This window comes from Brevibacillus fluminis (assembly GCF_052072235.1).
In the GTDB taxonomy this organism is placed as follows: domain Bacteria; phylum Bacillota; class Bacilli; order Brevibacillales; family Brevibacillaceae; genus Brevibacillus_D; species Brevibacillus_D fluminis_A.
Genome location: NZ_CM125436.1, coordinates 5397522 through 5420658 on the forward strand (window position 1 = coordinate 5397522; position 23137 = coordinate 5420658).

The following is a 23137-nucleotide window of genomic DNA, read 5'->3' on the forward strand; positions in this document are numbered from 1 at the left end:
ACACATGAAAGAAGATGATCTGCTGAAGCAAATCGACACATGCCCAGCTACTGGTCGTGGCTTTACTGGATTTTGTCAGACACAGCAACGAAACGCTTCATCTCTGTGCCACAAAAAGAATCCTTTCATCCATACAGGCCATCGAGAAGAGTCTGGAAGACAACGTACTGGGGATTCGGATTGAAAATCTGTTCCTTTCAATACAACTAATAGAGCAGTAATCACTTCCGTTTTTCTGAATCAATCGTGCTAAACATGTCCTTGACAACTCGTTGAACCATTTTCACTTCTTCCAGACTTCTGTTCATTAAAAATGAACGGTGAACATCCAAGACCTGCTTCTTTTCGTGCAGTTCAGTCTCCACATCAATGTTCCCAAAATGGAACACTTCCGCTGGCTCAACCTCCAAAGCGCCAACAATCTTTTCCAAGGTTTCAAGGGAAATGTTACGGGTACCCCTCTCCACTCCACCCACGTATGTATCTTGAAGCCCGGCCTTTGTGGCCAATTCTAATTGAGACAGCCCTTTCTGCTTTCGCAACACACGGATTTGGGCACCCACTAACTTCCGAAGGTCAGACACATCTATCACCCCTTCTTTCCAATGGTAGAGGGGGTGTTGCAAGCTCGAAAGAATACCAAACTATCGGTTTATGTTGTTAAAGAACTTATAAGTTCTTATAATAGGAATATGCTAAAACATTCCAAAATTCGACATTTGAAAGGAGAATATTTACTTGTTTAAGCGCCTTCTACCCATATTAACCGCCTTCACACTAGTTTTTGCAACAGTGACAAGCCTAAATCCCGTTAGCACTGCTGTCGCTAAAGAAAACTCTTCTTCTACATCGGATTACTCCTACGATTTCAGCAATCTATCAACCAGGACCACCTGGAAAGTTCTGTTCGACAAGGACATTGATAAGTCGACTGTTAACACAAATAATATCACGATCACCAACAAGGACGGTACAACTCAGTCTGTTACCGTTACTTATAATTCCAGCAAGAAATACATCCAAGTGAAACCAAAAACCTCACTTACCAAGAAAGGTGAATTCTTTCTAACCCTTAATAGTCTGAAGGACAACAGCGGCGAGTCTCACGGGACAATGATTGTTCACTTTACTACAGGCACCTCATCCTCTACTAAGACTCAGGAAATTAATTTTGTAACCGAAGGAGGCAATGTCGGCGGGGAGATCGATCAACTTCGTGCAGAGAACAAAAAACTTCTTGAGGAAAACAAGAAGCTAAAAGAAGCGATTGAACGATTAAAGGAACGAATCCATGAGCTTGAAAACGGTAATGGTGGAGGAAGCGATCAGGACAACGCTCCTCTTAAGAACGAATACTTCACTGTTGAATATCCAAAAGGGTACAAAAAAGATGCGGATGCAATGTATAGGTATCTAGAACTGGCTATGAAGTCCTCTAAGGAGGAGTTTGGTAAACTGGGCAACGTTGAACAATGGTTGAAAGAACCAAAACCTGTTCAAGTCATTCTTTATGACAAGCCGACAGATCTGGCTGATGTTGGTCTATGGAGCCTCTGGGGTAATAATGACGGGTCATTCACATTGCATTTGCTTGCAAAAGATGCTCACCGGTCTAACTGCTGCACGAACACTGGAAAGACCTTTGATGATACCTACTTCCGTACGACAACTGTTCACGAGATCATGACAATCCCCCTCCGAAAAGTAATTCGTGAAAAGAGTCAAGGATGGAATGACATCTATGTAGCACCTGACTGGTTTACACAAGGGATTGAGGAGTATTTCGGATTCCACTATGGCAATGACATGGATTCCGTAAACATTTTGATCAACAACGTTAAGAAAGATAAGAGTCGAATCACCTTCTCTTCAAAAGGAATCAGCGCTAGGGATGCATATGCCGATGGTACTGTTCTCTCCTTCTTCCTGTATGAGCGTTATGGAGAAAACAGAGTTCACAAAATGCTCATGAGCAGCGAATCCACTTGGGAGAAAGCTTTCAACAAGGAATTCGGCTCGTACTCCGACATAGAGAGAGAATTTAACAATTGGATTTCCAAAAGATAGTAGCCCCCCTTATTCATTAAGATCACGCAGAAAGGAACAACTGTCATGAATACAATACAAAATGAAGAAAATATGACATCACAAACACCCACCGAACCAGTTAATGATCAGAAAAAAATACCCGCATGGAAAAAGGTTTTCAAGGTAGTAAAAACAATTTTCTATGCAATTGTTGCCTTTGTGTTCCTACTGAAAGTTCTCTCATGGATCGGGATCGATTTGGCTACCCCCATTGATAATCTTATTTCACAGTTTTCTGCCGAACAAAAATACGTTGATATTGTAAGGGAAGGAAACTTTAAGGCGAGACCTAACCAAAAAATCGGTGATTCGTTTGACAAGTTTTTCGGATCACCCAAGTGGACAGCGTTCAACTCAGACACTGGGCAAAAGATTGTTGAGTTTACAGGGGATTTTACCTATCAACAGCAACAAGTGAAGGCAAGGATGCAATTTATCGTCAATCCCGAATCAGGATCATTTGAAATCCATACGATTGGTTTCAATGACATACCGCAAAACAAACTTATGCAGGTAGCATTATTGGCGAAAGTGTTTGAGGGTAAAGAAATTGAAGCGACCGAAAATGCTGTAACAGATTCTCAGGTTACACCCGACCAGCCGAACACAGTAACAACTTCCGAAACCCAAAATACGGCGGTGAACACCCCTGACCAACAAGCAACAGATCTTAGTCCATCTGAAAGCTCCCCATCTGAAACAATTGTTGAGGGCTTAGCTGTTGCCTTTCCGGAAGGGATGGTTGTCGTTCTTGTAAATGACCAAGAAAAGGAGTACCCAGTAGCATCAAATGTTGAAGTTACCGAAAGCGGTCATCCAAGCGAGTGGACAAAGCTCCAAGCAAACATGCTTCTGAATTTGACGATTGTAGATGGTGTAGTGGTAGCTATTGATATTCTTTAACGATAGTTGTTAGTTACTGAAATCATGAAAAGCTGACCAGTAGGTCGGCTTTTCTCTTTACATCAACGTATATATACCCAATAAATTATAGAAGGAGTACCAAATAATGTGGATTTTCATATTTTTGTTAGCTTTCATTGCGATGATAGCTTTCTTCATACTGGCTGTAATTAGTTTGTTTAAAAGAAAAGGTACTACTAAAAGAAATGTATTCCTTTCTTTTGTCTGCTTTGTTGTGATGATCGTTTCTGCCAATATGGAATATGCCCCTTCGTCAGATACACCTTTTGCAACAAAAACTGATGTTGGAGAGAAATCAGAAACTAGCTCCCCAAAAACATCTCCCAGTTCAACTGTTACCAAACCGGATATTAACTCAAGTACAGTTGCATATGAACAAAAAAACAACGAACAGCAGGCAACTACTAAACTTTCAGCTAAGCAGGCTGAGGCGATTATCAAGAAAGCTATCGGATTAGCCTTAAGCACAAATGGACCTACAATTGAGATCGATGGTAAAGAATATTATTCATTTGATCCGATCTCACGAACTGAAAAAGCAGAAGGCATTTCTTATATCGTTGATACTACTAGTGGTGATATGTTCCTTCACTCTCCAAACGGAACAATTTCATTTAGTGAGTACAAAACGCAACTCGGTATCCCTACCGAAGAAAATGATAGCAAGTCTCTATTTGTTTATTTACTTAGTCCAGAAGATTTTATCGGTCAATGGGCCAACTATGAAAGGCATGAGATTCTTACTCTTTACGAAAATGGCATGTTTGACGAAAGCGATCAATGGATCATTCCTCATGGAGCATCTTGCTCTATATGTAATAAGTTTTGGCACTTTAAAGAAGGTAACCTTGAGTTTGATACAGATTCCGGGCCGGAAGTCTTTAAGGTAGGTTTTAAAGATGGGCATGTTATATTACTACGAGGGCAACAAGTATGGGAGCCATTTGTTCAAAATTAACCTACTGTGGTCATAAACCTCTATTGATCCTTATTCTTGCTCGATATGTAATGAAGTATTATTCAAGCAGATATTATTATTTTGCAATCGATGTATTGCAAATACGCGATTGACCGACAAAGCCATTCACTCTCAAGTGGATGGCTCTTTTATATTTACGGAAAGGAGAATGATCGAAAACCAAAAAGATGGATGTACTGAACGACGGACGAATGTGGTTCAGCAAATAACAACTTCTACTAATCAATAAAAATCGAGAGAGGCACCTTCCCCTAACGACTCTGGGGAAAGGTGCCTCTCTCGATTTAGGAGGACGAAAATGAGAACCATCAAAACCATACAAGATATACGCTCCTTGCAAAAAGCACGAGTTTTTCCCGAGCAATTTTCCAAGTTTTTGGAGGATCAATTTTTAGAGTTGAAAGAGGCATTCGATTTCGATGGTGCGGACATGGCATTCACTCTGGATTTACACGGCTTCATGGTCGTTCTTGAGAAAGGAGATAATCTACGGGATCTTAGCATTGTCGGTCTAAACAGACTAAACGGCGGCTTGCTTGGCAGCCTACCGGAATTCATTGAAAAGGTGGAGTACGATCAAGAGCTATGGTACAAGATTGTCGTTATTTACACCAATGAGTACGGCATGGCGTTCTACCTTCCTGAGGTGGCTATTACCGATGATGAAGAAATCCAAACTTGGCTGGAGGCGCATGTGGAATGAAGACGATCAAAGAAGCAGCGAAACGGGTTAACATCGTCCGAGTGAAAATGGTGCGAGAATCAAGCCTCCTGTACCCGCAACGGCGAATTAGAACGGCTGGGGATGCTGTCGGACTGTTTCAGAAGTTTCTGGATGAAGCGGACCGAGAGCAATTCCTGTTGCTTTGCCTTTCATCCAAAAATGAACCGACTGCCATTCACACAGTGTCCGTTGGCTCACTGAGTGCCAGTATTGTGCATCCCCGTGAGACCTTTAAAGTTGCATTCTTGGCTAATGCCAGTTCAATCATCGTTGCTCACAACCATCCATCGGGCGATCCCACACCCAGTCAGGAGGACATCTCCCTAACTAAAACACTTATGCAAGCAGGCGATTTGCTGGGTATCACTGTTTTGGATCACATTATCGTGGGTTCCGAGGGTACCTTTGTGAGCTTGAAGGAAAAGGGGTACATGTAAACATGAGTAACAGAGCCATGTTTTCCTCAGATCGATATGTCACACGAGGTGTGAACGAACTCGTGCCGTTTGAACTGCAACTCCTCCTATGGAGTATCCTTGAGAAAAGACAAGAACAAGGAGATCAACTGGATTACCTAGAGGTTTTTGAACTTTCAGCAGAGTTTGTAGACGGGGAGCCGTTGCAGAAGATCTTGAATCGGCAAGAACAACCTTACCATCAGGAAGTGATCTACGTTAATCACATCGAAAATTTGGCCATCGGAGTTACGATTTGGGTTATCGATTCTGGAGAGTATAGCACAATGCTCCTACCACAGGAATATTAGTGAAGGCAAAGACATGTTCACCATCGAGCTCATTCTCGCCATTCTGCATATTCTATTTGGCGCAAAAAAAGTAAAAAACGAAAGGGATATTTTCCGTGTATCCACCATTAAATGAATTGATCTGGATACTTGCGAAACTGGTTCTTGCTGGCATGAGTCGGGAACTGGCGATTGCGAAAGTAGCAAAAGAGTATGGGCTCAACCAAGAAGAGCTTCGTGCAAAACTGCTTTAGGTGACCTATCAGGTCATGATGGCAGATTCAAGGGCAGCCATTGGCTTGCCCTATTTTTTTACTTTCACACGCAGAGAAACATTTTGATAAAAGTCGACTTTTCCGACGACGTCGACTTCGATATGCAAAGAAGCGGAGGGATCAGAATGTTTCAGCGACGAAAACGAAATTTGGATTTGTCAGGGGCAAAAGAGCAAATTAGAAACGGTCAATCGACACACGGCATCAACTGGGACAGGACTCAATCGCGCGAGAAAGGCAAAACGATTGAGTCAACAGACAACAGGGGCGTAGGCTGTGTGTGGGAAGAAGCCGACGAGGAGACTGTAATAGAACCAGAATGCGAAAATCTCAGACAGCACCCGCCTAAAGCCCAGTCTGTACTGGCATTTTCAGAACGGCAAAACGTGAAAAACGCGGATTTTGGTCAGCCTACTCCTTCCTACCCCGGACTACAAAAACGACCGGATTTTTACGAGCACCATAAGAAGATGACCATCTACGTAGACCGAGAGCTAATGAAAATGATGGAAAACTTAAAAAAGGAACGGTACATTCCAAGCTACAGCTGGTTGGTAGCAGAGGCAGTCCGTTTCTACCTGCAGGAGCAGGAGCATCGAAAGTGAATTACAAAACCGCATTGGTACATCCATTGAAAATGATGGATGCACCAATGCTTGATGTGCAGTGAAAAAAGTTGATCCTCCGATTCCCCTCACGTAGCGTCAAAAGCAGCAGTGTCGTCAACTTTGCTTTCCTGAGTGACACTTCTGCTGGTACTGACGCTACTCGCAGAGATTAGGGGGCGGTAGTATCCAGATGTTAAAATGTCTGCTACTGTTGAATGTGACCACTCACAGTAGGAGGCTAAGCTATCATGTCAGAGCAGGAACAACTTCCGGGAATCCCTATGCACAAAATCGCATTGGAGCTACGAAATGAAGAAAGAGAAGCGGATCATGAATATAACAGACTGAGAGAAAAGGAGCATAACCTCGAAATAGGGAAAAAGTTGCCCAAGAAGGACAGAGAAGAGCTCGATAAACTAGAAAAGAAGTATGACTTTGACAACTACTACCGGAACATCCTCCGCTATGCTGAAAACCTGTTTTCTTTCGGGAAAGATACCATCAAGCAACCGAATGATGATTACCTGATTCCAGAGAATGAAGTGTGGCTCGTGAAAACCCTCCTTCGTGAGTACATGTCCCCTTTTCTGAAAAAGATGAGAACCAAGCGACTTACACAAGTCTCATTCGACGACTTTAACCAGCTCATCGGGAAAGTAGAGCAGGCGATCCAAAAGAGTGTGGCTGAAAAGGATAGAGCAGCAGAGTTAGCGCTCCTGGATTTTTATACAGGTTTCAGCAGGAGACAGCGGTTGTACCAGATCAAAAAAGAAGTCGAAGCTACCATTGGTGAGGACTGGGAAACACTTAACCGATTGTTGAACGTCCAGTTGCGGATGCAGCTACTCGATCAGTACAGAAAAGCTATGCAGGACTTTTCGCAACAATGGAGAGTGTCCATCAACCGCCTAGTAGAAGTGGAAGAGGCTGTTGTTGACGACATGACCGAGGATGACGTTGGTGGAAATGACAGGGTGAGGTTGTCTTTGTTTGAGCCAGAAGAAGAACAAGCGATTGGTGAGTTCATGGAAGTAGACCTAGCTGATGTAGAAATTCCTTACGATGATTTAGCAAGGATCGATCTAAAAAAATTTGCTTCTGCGTCCGCGCATCGGAGAATAGATGAAAAGTGGCACAAGTGGGAGAAAATTATTAAAGCACAAGATGAATAGGTCAAGATGGGCAGGAGAAGTCGCTTCTCCTGTCTTTTCTTTTTTTCAAAAAGTAGGGGAAAGCCGCATGGGGACTGGGATCTTCAATGCGACAAAAAAGAAAAACAAAGCTGTCGTAATAACGGAATCGCATTTTTTTTACAATGGAGACACAGCAACAGCGAAGCAATCCACGATCCTTGAAAACTAAAAAAATTTTGGGAGGTAGCTCACATGATCGCCATGAAAAATCTCACCGTAACAACGAAATGGGGCATCGCGAACAAAGCGTACACCGTTCTTAGTGGGAAGAAAATTCCAAGCTGGGAACTTGTGAATGAACAAGTAGCTGAAAACATCTCGAAGGAAATCACCTTTGAGCTTGATCCATCTACCTGCCATGATTGCTCCGATCGAGTGATCGTACCATCGTACATTGATTGGAATGAAATCGCTTCTGCTCCAACGGGTACGAGCAAAACCGTGATGGTGAAGTGGGCAGCTTCCACTCCCCTGTTCTTTAAGCAGCAAAGCGAGGCCAATCGTTTTGTAAAAATCCTAACGGCAAGTATCCAAGAATTGTGTCAGTCGATTGTCGTAGAAAGCGATCTGCCTTTACAGGAAACGCTCATGGTGATGGTTGAAGCTGCCATTAATAAGGCATACCGGATGGTCAAGAGGCAGCCAAACGCCCTACTCGCCATCACGTACCTGGAAGACATTCCGGTTGCGTTTGTCCAGCTGATTACCAAAGAGAAAAAGGAACATCAAACGGTTTGGTTGACCAACAATGTAGCGTCCGTCTAACCCCCCTCCTTTGTTCCTAAAATACTGTCAGTAGCAGCAATAGCGTCCATTCCAACCGACTCTATGGTTGCTACTGACGCTACATACTGGACAACGGGTGACCAAAACAAAAAAAAGGAGACCTGCCACATGTTTAAGCCAACGAACAAGCGTATTCTTGAGCGTCCTGTTTCTGCCCAACCTAACGTACCAGATGGCGTTTACGACGGCCTGCTCGAATCGGTAGAGATCAAAGAAATGGAAAGCCGCTTTCATCCCGATGGGAAACGTGAAGTGGTCAATTTCAAGGTCAACGTCAAGCTTCTAGATGATGAAACGGAAACCTTGTACGTCTCCCCTACCTTTACGTGGAGCTTGAAAGGAAAGTTTATCAAGCAGCTAGACGATCTTGAATCACTACCAGAGCCAGGAGATGAACTAGATTTGGATCGTTTAACAGGCATGAAAGTGACTGTTGTTGTCGAGAACACCGAAAAAGACGGCCAGACCTACAGCAACATCGTAAAAATGACAAAACGAAAGGCCGCTGTTATACCAAAGCCACCCGTCCCTACAAAAAGAGCAATCAAACCGGTTGAAGTGGATGAAGACAATTTCTTTGACGATGACGATCAGAATTTGAATTTGGAACTGGAGGATCTAGCAGAAGGAAAAGAGTAACCACTTGTCCCCTGTAAGTTATTTACAGGGGGACCTTTTCACCATGCTTGAGACAAAGAGAGGAGAAACATCATGTTTGACACGGAAAAATCATATGCTGAGATGATACAAATGCTCGCGATCTTGAGCAATCCGGATGAAGTGAGAGAGCTACGCGTACTTCATACAAATAAAGGTACAGTGAGTGGGTACTTTAGCGACAACGACGCACTTGCAGAAGCAGCGCAGGACTACAATGGTAAGTTTCCTGTCTACGTGACCCTAAATCCTGTTATGCCAGCATTACTTGCGCGGGCAGATAATCGGGTCATGGAACGAGCCAAGCAAACCACAAGCGATGCAGACATTGCCCATCGGTATTGGCTTCTCGTCGATTTTGATCCTGTACGTCCGTCAGGTATTTCTTCTACTAAAGAAGAGCATCAGGCGGCAGTGAAGCTGGCAGAACAGGTCGAAGCTGCTCTCCGTGGACAGGAGTGGCCTGCTCCCGTTCTTGCAGATAGTGGGAATGGCGCTCACCTACTCTACTACATCGACTTGCCCAACACCCATGAAAGTACAGAGCTTGTCAAAAAGGTTCTGCAAGCCCTCGATTTGCAATTCAGTACGGATCAGGTACAGATCGACACGACAACGTATAACGCTGCACGTATTTGCAAACTGTACGGAACGATTGCATGCAAAGGAGACAATACGCAAGACCGTCCCCATCGCTTGTCACTAATTCTTAATTGTCCCGAAGAATTAGTCCCGGTGTCTGTTGAGCAATTGCAAACGGTAGCCAACCAAGTTCCAACAGTCAAGGAACCTCAGAAAAAGGCAAAGAAGGCAGCAGCAAATCGTTCTAATTTTGACCTCGAATCGTGGCTAGCCGAGCATGAAATCGATGTGGCATTGAAATCACCTTGGCAAAACAAAGCAACGAAATATGTGCTGGAAACGTGTCCGTGGAACGAAGCCCACACCAATCGGAGTGCTTTCATCGTCCAATTTGACAGCGGAGGCATTGCGGCTGGCTGCCATCACAACAGTTGTTCCCATCACACATGGGAAACGCTGCGTGATTCTCTGGAACCAGACTGGAGACAGACTTCAGACGAATCAAAGGGTGGAGAAGAGACGCAATCCGACATTCTCATTCGACTTGGGAATGAGGCTACCTTTTTCAGCAACGAAATCGAGGAAGCTTTCGCATCTGTGGAGATCAACGGCCACACGGAACAATGGAAAGTGAGGAGTCGTTCCTTCAAATTGTGGCTGATAAAGAAGTTTTTTGAGACGACAGGCAAAGCACCTGGAACCGATGCCATGAATCAAGCGCTCGGTGTCATGGAGAGTACAGCCCTGTTTAAAGGAGATCGGCATTCGCTTCAGTTGCGAGTGGCAGAACTTGATGACGCATTTTACTACGACCTTGCTGACGCAAGACGGAGGGTAGTAGAAATCACACCACAGGGTTGTAGCATTTTAGACGATCCCCCCACTCTTTTTTTGCGAAACAAGAATTTGAAAGCTCAGGTAGAGCCTGACTTTGACGGAGAATTAAGCCTTGTCCTTAACCATGTACGATTAAAAGATGCTGATGACCAACTACTCTACCGTGTCTATCTTGTCGCCTGCTTGATCCCGAACATCCCCCACCCTGTTCTCGTATTGAGTGGGGAGAAGGGAGCGTCGAAATCCACAACGATGAGAATGACGAGGGCCATTATTGACCCAGCCGTTCGTGATTTACTTACCATGCCTAATAGTAAGAATGATCTGGCACTCTCCCTCGCCAACAACTACATGCCCTGCTTTGACAATCTCGACACGCTTTCTGCCGAAAAAAGTGACCTGCTCTGTATCGCCTCGACTGGAGGAGGATTCAGCAAGCGCACGCTCTACAGTGACGATGACGAAACCATTTTGGATTTTCGTCGATGTGTCGGACTGAATGGGATCAATGTTGTAGCCACAAGGGCTGACCTGTTGGATCGTTCCATCGTGATTGAACTGGAGCGAATTGACGAAAGTGAGCGTAAGGAAGAGAAAGAAGTATGGAAGGCATTTAATGCCGACAAGCCATTCATCGTCGGTGGCGCACTTCAGGCACTTTCCAAAGCGATGGAGATCCACCCTACTCTGCAATTGGACAAACTGGCACGGATGGCAGACTTTACACGTTGGGGGTACGCCATCGCAGAAGCGCTAGGGTTAGGTGGAAAGCGATTCCTTGAGGCGTATTTCAGCAATCAAAACAAATCCAATGATGAGGCTGTTTCTGCCCATCCAGTCGCTGCTGCTGTCGTAGCGTTGATGAATGACAGAGTCAAGTACAAGGGGACGGTGGCAGAACTGCTGAAAGCTCTGGAAATGGTTGCGCTGAAAGAGAAAATCAACGTGTTTGTCCCATCCTTCCCGAAAGCCGCTCACATGCTGAGTCGTCGTTTGAAGGAAGTGAAATCGAACTTGAAGCAGTTGGGGATTGTGTACGACATTCGCCATGCTGGGGATGCAAAGGTGATTCGCATCGAAAAACTAAGTCCAGCGCAAGGAAACAGTGACAATGAGCCTAGTCCAGTGAATGAAAACTCCCTGCCAAGAACACGGCCACAACTTGCCAACAGTGAATAGACTGATTTGGAAGGTCTGTTCGTGGATGAGGAATAGAACCGACCTGTGATGCTCCTAGTGTACCGTCAGAAGCGGAAGTACCGACAGTGTGCCATTCCTGTCTGTTGTCGGTACTGACCCTGCTGACGCTACTTGCAGGTCATTGTGACGGGAGTTAACATCACCGAGCGAAAGCAGGCAAGTTGAAAAATGAAAAAACTAAATATTCAGACATATATCATAAATTTGATCCTTACTGATACGCTAGGGATTTTGAAAACTAACGAACTAATATGGGAGGCATAATACGATGATCCATTCATACAAAACAACCATCTCTCGCAAAAGCCTGAAAAGCGGCCAGTACCTGCCTGAGAAACTGACCGTGATCAAGGAGGCACCCATTGATTACGACGCTAATCGCCGCTACTACGAACCCGCAGTTGCTCTGCTCGGCAAGATGTACCATGAGTTGAACCGATAACCAATGTCCCCTCCCCTCCAACTGGGGAGGGGAGCTTACTTCAAGAGAGGAGAAACCAGACATGAACAAAAAAGCAGCCATCTACGCTCGCTTCTCCAGCGACAATCAGCGTGACGAATCAATCGACGCGCAAATCCGCGCCATCGAGGATTACGCTAAACGTAACAACTACGACATCGTAAAGGTGTACGCCGATCGCGCCAAAAGCGCCACATCTGACAAGCGTCCCGAGTTTCAAAAGATGATTCAGGACAGCTCACTCGGCCTGTTTGAAGTAGTCATCGTTCACAAGCTAGACCGTTTCAGCCGTGACAAGTACGACAGCGCCACCTACAAACGAAAACTGAAGCAAAACGGAATCAAGCTGGTTAGTGTAACGGAAAACTTGGACGGTTCACCGGAAAGTGTCATTCTCGAATCCCTGCTGGAAGGGATGGCTGAATACTACAGCAAAAACCTTGCCCGAGAAGTGATGAAAGGCATGAGGGAAAACGCCTACCAGTGCAAACATACAGGCGGCCTCGCTCCCCTTGGATACGATGTAGACCCAACAACAAAGCAGTACATCATCAATGAAAGAGAGGCAGCACCGATCAAACTGATCTTTTCTATGTACCTCGACGGCTACGGCTACAGTAAAATCCTCGATGCACTCAGCGCCAAGGGGTACAGGACAAAATTGGGCAGGCCGTTCGGCAAAAACAGTATTCACGACATCCTGCGGAACGAAAAGTATTCCGGTGTGTATGTTTTCAATAAAACAGCAAGCAAAGACGCATTCGGCAAGCGAAACAGTCATTCTGTAAAAAGCGATGAAGACGTGATTCGCATTCCTGATGGTATGCCCGCTCTTGTCTCCCCCGAGGACTACCAAAAGGTCGTGGAAAAAATGAATGCAAACAAACGCTCCCCTGCCGCTTACAAAGCAAAAGAATCCTACCTCCTCAGCGGCTTGATTGTTTGCGGTGAGTGTTTGGAGAAACAAGGCCAAAACTTTGCCATGATGGGCAACTGCCGCCCGATTGGTAGAAACAAAATGAAGTACGTCACCTACCGCTGCGGCAACCGAGACAATAAGAAAAACTGTGACAACAAGGAATTGCGCCGGGAACACATCGAAAATTACGTCATCTCAGAGCTGCACAACAAAATTTTCAATGACGATGTGATTCCCCAACTCGTCGAGCAGCTAAACGAACACCAGAATTCGTTGAATACCGAAAGGCAAGAGGAACTGACGGCACTAAAAGCAAATCTGCAAGACGTCAGCAAGCAGCTCGACAATATCGTTTCGGCAGTTGTACAAGGCTTTACCCAAACGTCTTTCCTGGAGAAAATGACGGAATTGGAGGAACAGAAAAACAAACTTACGTTCAGCATCAAAGAGCTGGAATTGGACAACAAAAAAACAGTCATCACGGAGGAAATCCTGCGACAACTGTTTGGCATGTTCAAGTATTATGTAGCTGAGAAAAACATTCCCGAGATCAAAAAGTTCATCGGTAGCTATGTCGAAAAGGTGATCGTCTACAAAGAGCATGTAGATGTTATCTTCAAGATTAAAATTGTGGATTTATTAGGTGGAGGCGGGGGGATTCGAACCCCCGTCCGAAAACAGCGATACATAAGCATCTCCGAGCGCAGTCACTCATTTAGAGTTTCGGTGATGGATTCGCGGAGTGACGCGCTGACCCGTAACCTAGCCTGATTGATCTTCTTCCTTTGACCCCAGGCGGAGGTCTCCGGCGTATCCCACTAAAGTTGAGCGCTAGTCACGCCACATGGGCGATGGAGTGGTAGCGCCTCACTGGTTATTAAGCAGCGAGAGAAAGTTGTTTGTTGCCAGTTAATGGCGTTTGCGTTGATGACGAGGTCCGCAACCCCCCGGCTCGCTTCTTATGCTCTACCATCCCCGTCGAATCCAGAACGCCCCCATGATCATCATGCATGCAACGGTACATGGCTGCGTCTTTCAGCAGACAAGCCCGGCACCATGGTGTAGGCAAAGCTTCCACTACGAGTTGGTGGTACAGCGTACAACGTTACCGATGCCATTCTTTTCTTGAAGCGAATCCGAAAGTATTTCGCTTCGTGTAATAACTATAGCACTTCCGTTATTCGTGAATCAACGGGAGTTTACGCCAACAGCAGGAGATTGTGCCAACCAGGGAAAGCATCTCCTTCTTCCCTGTCTTATCCTTTCTGCCGTTCCCGCAGCGCACGTTCGACCTCGCGCATGGCATCCTTTTTCTTGAGATCCTCGCGCTTGTCGTAGTTCTTCTTCCCTTTCGCCAGACCCAGCTCCACTTTGGCCCAGCCACCTTTCAAATAAATGCTCAGCGGCACGAGCGAATAGCCTTTTTCGCGAGTCAGCCCGATCAGCTTGAGGATTTCCAAACGGTGCATCAACAGCTTGCGTGTCCGCTCCGGTTCATGATTAAAGCGATTGCCCTGATCGTACGGGCTGATGTGCATGTTGTGCAGCATGACTTGTCCGTTTTCCACGCGGGCAAAGCTGTCCTTCAACTGCACGCGTCCAGCGCGCACCGACTTGATCTCCGTGCCTGTCAAGGCGATACCGGTTTCGTAGACGTCCTCAATGTGATAGTCATGGCGTGCTTTGCGGTTTTGCGCCAACGTTTTGGTCCCTTTTCCAGACATGTGGATCACCTCGGTTTTAGCCAGATTGGTAAATGTTAGTTTAGCACAAACTGCACCATCGGGCAATAGCCTCCTACATCAGGAGGACCCGGAAAGGAGGAGTCCGACTCGTGCCTCCCCCTTTCCTTCCTTATTATATATTACCTGCGTTTGCGCTTGGCTTGTTTGGCCACGCTGTTTTTGCGTTTCTTTTTCGCATTCACGAGGTCTTCCCAAAATTGCTTAGGCTTTTGCGCTGATTCGCCGCCCTCTGCCGAACCGGAACCATTGCCTTTAAATGAAACGACGCCCGCGCCTTGAGCACCTGTGCCCTGCTTGCGGCCTCCGCGTTCATTGGCGCGTTTGCGCTTCGCTGCAGCGGGTTCGACATCTTTGCGACGGCCTTTTTCCCGCTTCCCTCCGCGTCCGCCTTTGCTGCCACCGCCATCGATGACTTTGGCTCCACGGCTTCTTCCTTCATGACGGAACGTATTGGCTTTTTTCATGCCGACGATTTCAAAATCGATGGCGCGCTCTTCCACATTCACATTCGCGACGCGCACTTCCACGACGTCCCCGATGCGGTACTGCTTGCCGGTACGTTCGCCGACGAGAGCGTATGCTTTTTCGTGATAGTGGTAATAATCGTCGGTCAAAAAGCTGACGTGGACCAAGCCTTCTATCGTATTCGGCAGCTCGATGAACAGCCCGAACGAGGTGACCCCGGAAATGACGCCTTCGAATTCTTCACCGAGGTGCTCCAGCATGAATTCCGCTTTCTTCAGATCGTCCGTTTCCCGCTCGGCATCCACTGCGACGCGTTCACGTCGAGATGTATGCTCCGCGATTTCCGGCAATCGCTCTGCCCATTGCTCTTCGCGCTTGCCGCTCATTACGCCGTGTTCCACCCATTCGCGAATCAGGCGATGGACGATAAGGTCGGGGTAGCGGCGGATCGGTGAAGTGAAGTGCGTGTAAAAGTCGGTTGCCAAGCCGAAGTGTCCGAGGCTTTCCGCATCATAGCGCGCCTGCTTCATCGAGCGCAGCAGCACGGTGCTGATGATCACTTCTTCCGGCGTTCCTTTCACTTCCTCCAACAGCTGCTGCAGCGCGCGTGGATGAACGGTGTTTCCTCTGCCGCGAACAGAATAGCCGAAGGTCGTGATAAATTCCATGAACGCAATCAGCTTTTCTTCCTTCGGATCTTCGTGGACGCGGTAGATAAACGGCTTTTTCATCCAGTGGAAATGCTCGGCGACGGTTTCGTTCGCGGCCAGCATGAATTCCTCAATGATTTGCTCCGCGATGGAGCGGGTGCGGAATCCGATCTCGCTCGGCTTCCCTTCGGCATCGACATAAATTTTGGCCTCGCGGAAGTCAAAATCGATTGCGCCTCGGCTCATCCGCTTGTTGCGCAGTTTGAGGCACAGCTCCTCCATGAGCTGGAACATCGGCACGAGTTCGGCGTATTTTTCGATCAGCGCCTCGTCTTTGTCGACGAGAATGCTGCGCACATCGCCATATGTCATCCGTTCGTTGGTGCGAATGACGCTGAGGAAGATGTCGTATTTCACCGTATTGCCCTGCGGGTCCATCTCCATGTCGCAGGAAACCGTCAGTCGATCCACCTTTGGATTCAAGCTGCAAATCCCGTTGGATAAACGGTGCGGCAGCATGGGAATCACGCGGTCGACCAAATACACGCTGGTTCCCCGTCTGTACGCTTCATGATCCAGTGCGGAATTTTCCTTGACGTAGTAGCTGACGTCCGCGATGTGCACGCCGAGCAAATAGTTGCCGTTCGGCAGCTTTTCCAGCGAAACCGCGTCATCCAGGTCTTTGGCATCCGCTCCATCGATGGTGACCATCATCCGGTCGCGCAGGTCGCGGCGGCCTTTCAGCTCGCTTTCGCTGATTTCGCCCGGCGCGGCTTCCGCTTCCGCCATGACGTCGGCAGGAAACACTTCAGCCAGCCCGTACTTGCGGATGATCGACAAAATATCGATGCCAGGGTCGTTTTTATGGCCGAGAATCTCAATGACCTCTCCCTCAGGATTGGCCCTTCCTTCCGGATAATTGACGATTTTGACGACAACCTTGTGCCCGTCCGCAGCACCGTGGTACGCCGATTTGGGGATGAAAATATCTTTGCCGATCCGCTTGTCGTCCGGAATAACGAACGCATAGTATTCTTCATCGGAAAACGTACCGACCAGCTCGGTCGCGCCCCGCTCGACAATCCGGACGATCTGGCCTTCCAGACGTTGACCGCTGCTTTGGCGTTCGATCCGCGCAAGAACGATGTCGTTATGCATGGCACCGTTCATGTCGTTGGCATGCACATAAATATCCGCTTCTCCCGGCGTTTCCGGGATGACAAATCCGAAACCTTTGGGGTGATTTTGCAAACGTCCGCGAATCAGGTTCATCTTTTCCGGCACGCCATAGCGATTGGCTCGGGTGCGAATGATCTCGCCGCGGTCCTCCAGCATGTTCAGCGCTTTGATTAATTCCTTGAACCCGGCTCCATCCGAAATCTGAAACGCTTGCTCCAGCTCCTGTACCGTCATCGGATGGTACGCTTCTTCACGCATGAACGTCAATATTTCTTGTTCTTTCATTAAACCTCTCCTCTGTCTAAAAACATTCTCCTTACTTGATAGTATGGGCAAAACAGCACATGTGCAATCCGCAACAGAAGAAAACTCCTGCATGGGCTCTGCCATGGCTGCACGCATTTTGGTCGGAATTTGTTTCCAGCCCCCAATGGTAAAAAAGAAGACAGCAAGGACGCCCTCGCTGTCTTCTTTTCGTTCACGAATCGGTTACTTTTTAGGAAGCCTTCAAGAAATAACCAAGCAAAATAGTGGATAACATAAACACAACGGCAAACACAACGGTCAACTTGCCAAGCACTGCATCGATACCGCGTGCTTTTTGTTTCCCCATCATCATTTCGGCACCGCCGCCGATGGAACCGGCCAAGCCAGCACTTTTTCCGGATTGTAAAAGAACAACAGCAATTAAGCCGATCGCGGCAATAACAAGCAGAATTTTCGCAGCCAAAGCCATTATTTGTTCACCTCATACTTATGATACGAGCACATACTGTTATCAATGTAACATAATTCGTCCCAGTCTTCAAGAACCACAGCAATTGCAACTGGAAATGTGTACTTTCTTTGTCTGTTTTTCACTCGCCTTGCAACCGTCAACATTTTGCCGTAAAATTGCAGGTAGTATCTCTACAATTGACTAGGAGGTCTTTGTTTCATGGCTGGTTCTAACTTCAAGAAAGATATGAATCAAAACGACATTGTCGACTCCGCAAGGGCCTTTTCTACATCGTTTGGTATCTTGTTTCTCGTGTTCATTATCGCTCTTGTAGGATCTATTTATTTCCCTCCGAAGCACGAAGAACAAGCTACTGGTGGGGCAACTGCACCATCCAAAGTTGACGCGGAGGCTGTCTTTAAATCAACTTGCGCCGCTTGTCATGGGCAAAACCTCGAAGGGATCGCGGGACCGAACTTGACCAAAGTTGGTAGCAGGCATGATGCAAAAGCAATCGAAAACATCATCAAGAACGGACGCGGCGGCATGCCTCCTGGAATGCTGAAAAAAGCGGACGAAATCAAAGCCGTTGCTGAATGGCTTGCAGCGAAAAAATAAGAAGCCATGATGAATCGGCACGGACAGGCCCCTAGAGCACTTGCTCTCGGGGCTTTTTCTTATCCAGTATAAGTGCAACCGCGGCTCCGCCAAAAAGCTTGGCGTAGCCAGGTTTTCTAATTCGCCCAGCCCCTAAACCGTCCAAATGTTACTGTTTCAAAATAGTAACAGGATTGAACTTTTTCAGCAATATAAAAAAGACGGAAGCATTTCACTTCCGTCCCAGCACTGCATTATTTTGTCAAAAAGAACTTCTCGAGATCGTCCAGCATCAAGTTGGCGGATTTTACGCCGCCGGATGTGTTCCATGTCACATCGTCGACTTTGAAGACTTTGTTGTTTTTCACGACATTCAGGTTTTTCCAGAGCGGGTCATTGGTCCATTCTTTTTCCAGCTCGCTTGCTTTGTTATCGCCTGTCTCGTACACGTAGTAGAACATGATGTCGCCGTCCATATCCGGAATGCGTTCTTTCGTTACATCGTCGGCAAAGTCAGGTTTGTTTTGCGCATCCGGACGAGCGAAGCCGAGTTGTTCCAAAATGACGCCTGCAAACGTATCCTTGTAGTAAATGCGGGTTTTACCTGGCATAAAGCGAACGAGAGACACTTTCGTTTTCAATTTGTCGCCGGCTTTTTCCTTGAAATCGGCAACGCGTTTATCCCAGTCGGCAATCACTTTTTCGCCTTCTGCTTTTTTGTTCAATGCCTCTGCAAACAGGGTGAAGTTTTCTTTCCAGTCACCGCGCGGCTGCTCGGCAAAGACTGTCGGTGCGATCGCAGAAAGCTGCGAGTAAATTTTCTCCTGACGGAATTTCAGACCCAGGATCAAGTCAGGCTTCAAGGCAGCAATGGCTTCCAGGTTCGGTTGGGATTCGGTTCCCACGACTTTAACGCCTTCCAGCTCGCCTTTTACATGCGGATAAAAATCGTTGCCGGTGAAAGAGGACACCGCCCCTACCGGCTTCACGCCTACAGCGAGTACGGTTTCAACCCCTTGTGTTGCCAAAACAACAACGCGCTTCGGCGTTCCCTTGATGGTGGTTTCACCCATCGCGTGTTTGATCGTGTACGATGCTTCACCGGACGGCGCCGCGCTTCCCTGGGATTGTTCGGTCGTTTGGGAGGCTGTTTTGTCAGGCGCAGCAGCCTGATTGTCGGTTCCGCAGCCTGCCAGCATCACCATGACCGCAGTCATCCATGCCAGAACGGTTGATTTCTTTTTGCTAAACGAAAGCATATGTATAAGTTCCCCCTTATGATGGTAGTGAGAATGAGAATTACAATCACTTGCACCTATATAATCGTACATGCATTTGTTAAGTACGTCAATACTCAAATGATAATGAGTCTCAAATTCATTGACAAACCACTCGCCCATCCCTACACTAATAATGTAAATGATCGGCTATTAAAGGAAGAAGGATATTACATAATGAATGCTCTTCTCTCGAATCACTTCATGAAATGGCTGGGTCTGGGATTGGGAGCAGTCCTTATCTTGTGCCTGATGTATGCGAGCGTCATTTTTGGCGTCATCGACACAAGCTGGCATACGGCAGTCGATGCGTACACCCATTTTGACGGCTCCAATGAGCATATCGTCATTAAGGAGGTCCGTGTCCCGCGCGCTCTGATTGCGGCTGCAGTCGGTCTTTGCCTCGGCATGGCGGGGGCATTGCTGCAGGCTTTGACCCGGAACCCGTTGGCCGATGTTGAAATTTTTGGACTTAACTCCGGCGCAGCGCTTGCGATCGTGCTGGCCGTCACCTATTTTTCGGTTCAATCGCTTTCCCAGTTCACCTGGCTCGCTTTTGCCGGTGCTGCGATAAGCGGCGTGCTGGCTTACCTGCTTGGTTCAGCCGGACGCGAAGGCATCACCCCGGTGAAGCTGGCTTTGTCAGGGGCGGCGATTACGGCGCTGTTTTCTTCCATCACACACGGCATTCTGACCATTAACGAGCAGACGCTTGATCAGGTGCTGTTCTGGATCTCCGGCTCCGTCGCCGGTCGCAAGCTGGTCTATTTGACGAATGTTCTGCCATATATGGCGGCTGCCTGGATTGCGGCGCTGCTGGTCGCCAAGCCGCTGCACACGCTCTTGATGGGCGAGGATGTGGCAAAGGGGCTGGGGCAGCGCACGCTTTGGGTCAAAATCGTGAGCGGTCTAATCGTGGTCGTTCTAAGCGGCTGTTCCGTCGCTGTAGCGGGCCCGATTGGCTTCGTCGGCTTGGTTACACCGCACCTGTCGCGGTTTTTCGTCGGCATCGACACCCGCTGGGTCGTGCTGTACAGCGGCATGCTCGGCGCGATCTTGCTGCTTGCCGCCGATATCGCCGCCCGGTTCGTGGCATTCCCGAATGAAATGCCGATCGGCGTCATGACCGCCCTCATCGGTGCTCCCGGCTTTGTCTATGTGGCAAGAAAGGGGCTGGCAAAAGGATGAGTGGATTCAATCGTTTTTGGACCATGCGAGTCGGCCCGACCTCGCAATTGCTGCCGAAACGCGGCGTGATTGCTGCCATTGCGCTCATCGTGGCTACACTTGCAGTCGCAGTCGTCAGCACTGGTATGGGTGAAACCAATTACTCCCCTCTTGCGGTGTTAAAAGTTTTGCTCGGGCGAGGCGTGGAAGATCAAGTGCTGGTCATTCAGACGTTCCGGCTTCCACGGATTATTTGCGCTCTATTAGTCGGGCTCTCATTGGGCGCAGCAGGCGCAATTATGCAAGGCGTGGCGCGCAACCCGCTCGCCTCCCCGGACATTCTCGGCATTACCGGCGGTGCCTCGGTCGCCGCGGTTGCCTTTCTCACTTTATTTGAAACAATGAGCATCCAGTTCCTTCCGTTCGCGGCGTTTCTGGGCTCCGCTGTCGTCTCGGCGATCTTGTACGGATTGGCGTGGAAGAACGGGGTCACCCCGATGCGCCTGGTTTTGATCGGAATCGGGATCAAAGCGATCATGGCTGCCCTCACGACCACGCTGATTGTCAAAGCGCCCATTTATTTGACAGCCAAAGCGATGACGTGGCTGACCGGAAGCTTGTATGGCACACAGTGGACGGACGTCATCATGCTGCTGCCGTGGACCGTGGTGCTGCTTGGCCTCAGCATGGTGTTTGCCCGCAACATGAACGCCCTGCAAATGGGCGAAAGCATCGCCGCAGGAATCGGCAGCGCGGTCCAGCGCCAGCAGTTCGTCCTGATTCTTATATGTGTCGGCTTGAGCGGAGCAGCTGTCGGGATCGGCGGCGCGATCGGGTTCGTCGCCCTGCTCGCGCCACACATCGCCAAGCAATTGGTGGGGCCGTCCTTTGAAACGATGCTCCCTGTTTCGGCTATTGTCGGTGCTTTTATCGTCACCAGCGCCGATCTGATCGGACGCGTCGCCTTTTCTCCCGTCGATGTGCCGGTTGGCGCGATCACGTCAGCCATCGGGGCACCGTTCTTTATTTACTTGCTCTACAAAAACCGCTGACCATGCGCGGACAACATATGTATAGGAGGTACCCCTGATGGCAACTTCTTTGGAAACGAAGCAACTTACGCTAACCTATGGCGAGAAGCCGATCATCGAAAATCTCGACCTGCACATCCCGCAAGGTCAGATCAGCGTGTTCATCGGAAAAAACGGCTGCGGGAAATCGACGCTGCTCCGCTCGCTCGCCCGTTTGCTGAAGCCAAAGTCTGGCGCGATTTTGCTGGATGGCAAAGCCATCGACCAATGGCAAACCAAAGCGGTTGCCAAACGGCTCGCCATCCTGCCTCAAGGCCCTGTCGCTCCGGAGGGACTCACGATTCTCCAGCTGGTCAAGCAAGGACGCTATCCGTACCAAAGCTGGCTGTCCCAATGGTCAGAGGAAGATGAACGAATGGTCATGGGGGCGCTGCAAGCAACCAACCTTACCGATTTGGCGGAGCGCCCTGTCGATTCGCTCTCCGGCGGCCAGCGTCAGCGCGCCTGGATCGCGATGACTCTCGCCCAAGGCACGGAGACGATCCTGCTGGACGAACCGACGACCTATCTCGATCTCGCGCAGCAAATCGAGATTCTCGATCTTTTGTTTGAACTGAATGAAAAAGAACAGCGCACCATCGTAATGGTGCTGCATGATCTCAATCTCGCATGCCGCTACGCCCATCATATCGTCGCCGTCAACGACCGGACGATTTATGCGCAGGGCAGGCCCGAGGAGATCATCACCGAGCAGCTCGTGCGCGACGTCTTCCAGATGGAATGCCAGATCACCCGTGACCCGCTTTACGGATCGCCGATGTGCATCCCATACGGAAAAGGGCGGCGCCCACAGCAAGCACAGGTGCGTGAATTGGTCGCCAGCGGAAGATTATAAAAAAACAAAGCCCTTTCTCGGCGGATCAACCGTAGAAAGGGCTTTTTGCATGGTCTTATTTTTTCTCCAGGATTGCGAAGTAATTATCTTCCTCATCGGCAAAGTTAAACACTCTGCCGGTCGGCATCTGTACGATTTCCCCGACTTTGACCTGCTTGCTTGATAAGTCACGATACATGTCATCGAGGTTTTCCGTAAAAAACAGTAATGAAGGCGTTCCAAGGTTCAATCCTGGTGACATTTTCGCCACGAATTCTTTATTGTGTAAAACAAGGCTTGTCTCTGCGCCATGTTTCGGGGCGATTTCGATCCATCTCATGCCCTGACCGTTGTTTTCTTCCGAAACGACATGAAAACCTACTTTTTCGGTCCAAAACTGTACTGCCTCATCCTGGTTGTTGACGTACAACATAATTTGGCCAATTTTGTGAATCAT

24 protein-coding genes, 1 other RNA gene and 1 pseudogene are annotated in these 23137 nt (G+C 48.1%); 19 read left to right on the top strand and 7 right to left on the bottom strand.

The features are described 5' to 3' along the window. Nucleotides 1-4: 4 nt before the first annotated feature. Entirely contained in the window at nucleotides 5-184 is a 180-nt protein-coding gene (locus tag ACTID9_RS26350) for a hypothetical protein (protein WP_441068252.1), read from the top strand. Between the two features lie 37 nt (nucleotides 185-221). Here the strand turns inward: ACTID9_RS26350 and ACTID9_RS26355 are convergent, their stop codons facing one another. Next, nucleotides 222-584: a helix-turn-helix domain-containing protein gene (locus ACTID9_RS26355; protein WP_441068254.1), complete on the bottom strand. Its 363-nt coding sequence runs from the start codon at nucleotides 582-584 to the stop codon at nucleotides 222-224. A 154-nt stretch (nucleotides 585-738) separates the two neighbouring features. Between ACTID9_RS26355 and ACTID9_RS26360 the strand changes: the two genes are divergently transcribed. The 14 genes and pseudogenes from ACTID9_RS26360 to ACTID9_RS26425 all read left to right on the top strand — a co-directional run. Next, nucleotides 739-2067 (top strand): Ig-like domain-containing protein, encoded by a 1329-nt coding sequence (locus ACTID9_RS26360; RefSeq protein WP_441068256.1) that lies wholly within the window; start codon nucleotides 739-741, stop codon nucleotides 2065-2067. A 45-nt stretch (nucleotides 2068-2112) separates the two neighbouring features. Continuing rightward, nucleotides 2113-2991 carry a hypothetical protein gene (locus ACTID9_RS26365; RefSeq protein WP_441068258.1) on the top strand — a complete coding sequence of 293 codons (879 nt, stop codon included), beginning with the start codon at nucleotides 2113-2115 and terminating at the stop codon, nucleotides 2989-2991. Nucleotides 2992-3097: 106 nt separating this feature from the next. Then, nucleotides 3098-3970 carry a hypothetical protein gene (locus ACTID9_RS26370; RefSeq protein ID WP_441068259.1) on the top strand — a complete coding sequence of 291 codons (873 nt, stop codon included), beginning with the start codon at nucleotides 3098-3100 and terminating at the stop codon, nucleotides 3968-3970. A gap of 319 nt (nucleotides 3971-4289) precedes the next feature. Further along, a complete protein-coding gene (locus ACTID9_RS26375) occupies nucleotides 4290-4694 on the top strand; it encodes a hypothetical protein (protein WP_441068261.1) in 405 nt (134 codons plus the stop codon). Then, a complete protein-coding gene (locus ACTID9_RS26380; protein ID WP_441068263.1) occupies nucleotides 4691-5152 on the top strand; it encodes a JAB domain-containing protein in 462 nt (153 codons plus the stop codon). Before ACTID9_RS26375 ends, ACTID9_RS26380 begins: the two co-directional genes overlap by 4 nt. 2 nt (nucleotides 5153-5154) lie before the next feature. Beyond that, a complete protein-coding gene (locus ACTID9_RS26385; RefSeq protein ID WP_441068265.1) occupies nucleotides 5155-5481 on the top strand; it encodes a DUF960 family protein in 327 nt (108 codons plus the stop codon). A gap of 95 nt (nucleotides 5482-5576) precedes the next feature. Next, nucleotides 5577-5714 (top strand): hypothetical protein, encoded by a 138-nt coding sequence (locus ACTID9_RS26390; protein WP_441068267.1) that lies wholly within the window; start codon nucleotides 5577-5579, stop codon nucleotides 5712-5714. Nucleotides 5715-5860: 146 nt separating this feature from the next. Then, nucleotides 5861-6340, top strand: a complete 480-nt coding sequence (locus ACTID9_RS26395) for a CopG family transcriptional regulator (protein WP_441068269.1) — start codon at nucleotides 5861-5863, stop codon at nucleotides 6338-6340. A gap of 251 nt (nucleotides 6341-6591) precedes the next feature. After that, nucleotides 6592-7515, top strand: a complete 924-nt coding sequence (locus tag ACTID9_RS26400) for a hypothetical protein (protein ID WP_441068271.1) — start codon at nucleotides 6592-6594, stop codon at nucleotides 7513-7515. A gap of 213 nt (nucleotides 7516-7728) precedes the next feature. Next, entirely contained in the window at nucleotides 7729-8301 is a 573-nt protein-coding gene (locus ACTID9_RS26405) for a hypothetical protein (protein WP_441068273.1), read from the top strand. Nucleotides 8302-8430: 129 nt separating this feature from the next. Next, a complete protein-coding gene (locus tag ACTID9_RS26410) occupies nucleotides 8431-8961 on the top strand; it encodes a hypothetical protein (protein ID WP_441068275.1) in 531 nt (176 codons plus the stop codon). 72 nt (nucleotides 8962-9033) lie between these two features. Further along, nucleotides 9034-11577, top strand: coding sequence for a hypothetical protein (locus ACTID9_RS26415; RefSeq protein WP_441068277.1), 2544 nt, complete (start codon nucleotides 9034-9036; stop codon nucleotides 11575-11577). A 289-nt stretch (nucleotides 11578-11866) separates the two neighbouring features. Beyond that, the gene (locus tag ACTID9_RS26420; protein WP_441068279.1) at nucleotides 11867-12040 is read left to right on the top strand and encodes a hypothetical protein; all 174 of its coding nucleotides are present in this window, start codon (nucleotides 11867-11869) and stop codon (nucleotides 12038-12040) included. Nucleotides 12041-12101: 61 nt separating this feature from the next. Then, a pseudogene (locus ACTID9_RS26425) lies at nucleotides 12102-13121 on the top strand (recombinase family protein); the annotation flags it as partial. Nucleotides 13122-13618: 497 nt separating this feature from the next. Here ACTID9_RS26425 and ssrA read toward each other — a convergent pair. The 4 genes from ssrA to secG all read right to left on the bottom strand — a co-directional run bounded on the left by ssrA (nucleotide 13619) and on the right by secG (nucleotide 17752). Then, nucleotides 13619-13974, bottom strand: a transfer-messenger RNA (tmRNA) gene (gene ssrA, locus ACTID9_RS26430). 259 nt (nucleotides 13975-14233) lie between these two features. Further along, complete coding sequence (gene smpB / locus ACTID9_RS26435) at nucleotides 14234-14701, bottom strand: SsrA-binding protein SmpB (RefSeq protein ID WP_441068281.1); 468 nt, start codon at nucleotides 14699-14701, stop codon at nucleotides 14234-14236. A gap of 140 nt (nucleotides 14702-14841) precedes the next feature. Then, a complete protein-coding gene (gene rnr, locus ACTID9_RS26440) occupies nucleotides 14842-17301 on the bottom strand; it encodes a ribonuclease R (protein WP_441068283.1) in 2460 nt (819 codons plus the stop codon). Nucleotides 17302-17512: 211 nt separating this feature from the next. Then, complete coding sequence (gene secG / locus ACTID9_RS26445) at nucleotides 17513-17752, bottom strand: preprotein translocase subunit SecG (protein ID WP_441068285.1); 240 nt, start codon at nucleotides 17750-17752, stop codon at nucleotides 17513-17515. A gap of 201 nt (nucleotides 17753-17953) precedes the next feature. Between secG and ACTID9_RS26450 the strand changes: the two genes are divergently transcribed. Then, nucleotides 17954-18352, top strand: coding sequence for a YqzM family protein (locus ACTID9_RS26450; RefSeq protein WP_441068287.1), 399 nt, complete (start codon nucleotides 17954-17956; stop codon nucleotides 18350-18352). A 233-nt stretch (nucleotides 18353-18585) separates the two neighbouring features. Here the strand turns inward: ACTID9_RS26450 and ACTID9_RS26455 are convergent, their stop codons facing one another. Beyond that, the gene (locus ACTID9_RS26455) at nucleotides 18586-19590 is read right to left on the bottom strand and encodes an ABC transporter substrate-binding protein (protein ID WP_441068289.1); all 1005 of its coding nucleotides are present in this window, start codon (nucleotides 19588-19590) and stop codon (nucleotides 18586-18588) included. 195 nt (nucleotides 19591-19785) lie between these two features. Here ACTID9_RS26455 and ACTID9_RS26460 point away from each other — a divergent pair, with 195 nt between their 5' ends. The 3 genes from ACTID9_RS26460 to ACTID9_RS26470 are packed head-to-tail and all read left to right on the top strand — an operon-like array spanning nucleotide 19786 to nucleotide 22701. Then, nucleotides 19786-20796: a FecCD family ABC transporter permease gene (locus ACTID9_RS26460; protein WP_441068291.1), complete on the top strand. Its 1011-nt coding sequence runs from the start codon at nucleotides 19786-19788 to the stop codon at nucleotides 20794-20796. After that, the gene (locus tag ACTID9_RS26465; RefSeq protein WP_441068293.1) at nucleotides 20793-21827 is read left to right on the top strand and encodes a FecCD family ABC transporter permease; all 1035 of its coding nucleotides are present in this window, start codon (nucleotides 20793-20795) and stop codon (nucleotides 21825-21827) included. Before ACTID9_RS26460 ends, ACTID9_RS26465 begins: the two co-directional genes overlap by 4 nt. Nucleotides 21828-21864: 37 nt before the next feature. After that, nucleotides 21865-22701 carry an ABC transporter ATP-binding protein gene (locus ACTID9_RS26470; RefSeq protein WP_441068295.1) on the top strand — a complete coding sequence of 279 codons (837 nt, stop codon included), beginning with the start codon at nucleotides 21865-21867 and terminating at the stop codon, nucleotides 22699-22701. A gap of 55 nt (nucleotides 22702-22756) precedes the next feature. On the opposite strand, the gene ACTID9_RS26475 is transcribed toward ACTID9_RS26470, so the two are convergent. Further along, a complete protein-coding gene (locus tag ACTID9_RS26475) occupies nucleotides 22757-23137 on the bottom strand; it encodes a VOC family protein (RefSeq protein ID WP_441068297.1) in 381 nt (126 codons plus the stop codon).

Coding starts and splice junctions, on each gene's coding strand:
- ACTID9_RS26350 (WP_441068252.1), top strand. CDS start 5: ATGAAAGAAGATGATCTGCTGAAGCAAATCGACACATGCCCAGCTACT.
- ACTID9_RS26365 (WP_441068258.1), top strand. CDS start 2,113: ATGAATACAATACAAAATGAAGAAAATATGACATCACAAACACCCACC.
- ACTID9_RS26370 (WP_441068259.1), top strand. CDS start 3,098: ATGTGGATTTTCATATTTTTGTTAGCTTTCATTGCGATGATAGCTTTC.
- ACTID9_RS26375 (WP_441068261.1), top strand. CDS start 4,290: ATGAGAACCATCAAAACCATACAAGATATACGCTCCTTGCAAAAAGCA.
- ACTID9_RS26380 (WP_441068263.1), top strand. CDS start 4,691: ATGAAGACGATCAAAGAAGCAGCGAAACGGGTTAACATCGTCCGAGTG.
- ACTID9_RS26385 (WP_441068265.1), top strand. CDS start 5,155: ATGAGTAACAGAGCCATGTTTTCCTCAGATCGATATGTCACACGAGGT.
- ACTID9_RS26395 (WP_441068269.1), top strand. CDS start 5,861: ATGTTTCAGCGACGAAAACGAAATTTGGATTTGTCAGGGGCAAAAGAG.
- ACTID9_RS26400 (WP_441068271.1), top strand. CDS start 6,592: ATGTCAGAGCAGGAACAACTTCCGGGAATCCCTATGCACAAAATCGCA.
- ACTID9_RS26405 (WP_441068273.1), top strand. CDS start 7,729: ATGATCGCCATGAAAAATCTCACCGTAACAACGAAATGGGGCATCGCG.
- ACTID9_RS26410 (WP_441068275.1), top strand. CDS start 8,431: ATGTTTAAGCCAACGAACAAGCGTATTCTTGAGCGTCCTGTTTCTGCC.
- ACTID9_RS26415 (WP_441068277.1), top strand. CDS start 9,034: ATGTTTGACACGGAAAAATCATATGCTGAGATGATACAAATGCTCGCG.
- ACTID9_RS26420 (WP_441068279.1), top strand. CDS start 11,867: ATGATCCATTCATACAAAACAACCATCTCTCGCAAAAGCCTGAAAAGC.
- smpB (WP_441068281.1), bottom strand. CDS start 14,701: ATGTCTGGAAAAGGGACCAAAACGTTGGCGCAAAACCGCAAAGCACGC.
- rnr (WP_441068283.1), bottom strand. CDS start 17,301: ATGAAAGAACAAGAAATATTGACGTTCATGCGTGAAGAAGCGTACCAT.
- secG (WP_441068285.1), bottom strand. CDS start 17,752: ATGGCTTTGGCTGCGAAAATTCTGCTTGTTATTGCCGCGATCGGCTTA.
- ACTID9_RS26450 (WP_441068287.1), top strand. CDS start 17,954: ATGGCTGGTTCTAACTTCAAGAAAGATATGAATCAAAACGACATTGTC.
- ACTID9_RS26455 (WP_441068289.1), bottom strand. CDS start 19,590: ATGCTTTCGTTTAGCAAAAAGAAATCAACCGTTCTGGCATGGATGACT.
- ACTID9_RS26460 (WP_441068291.1), top strand. CDS start 19,786: ATGAATGCTCTTCTCTCGAATCACTTCATGAAATGGCTGGGTCTGGGA.
- ACTID9_RS26465 (WP_441068293.1), top strand. CDS start 20,793: ATGAGTGGATTCAATCGTTTTTGGACCATGCGAGTCGGCCCGACCTCG.
- ACTID9_RS26470 (WP_441068295.1), top strand. CDS start 21,865: ATGGCAACTTCTTTGGAAACGAAGCAACTTACGCTAACCTATGGCGAG.
- ACTID9_RS26475 (WP_441068297.1), bottom strand. CDS start 23,137: ATGATTCACAAAATTGGCCAAATTATGTTGTACGTCAACAACCAGGAT.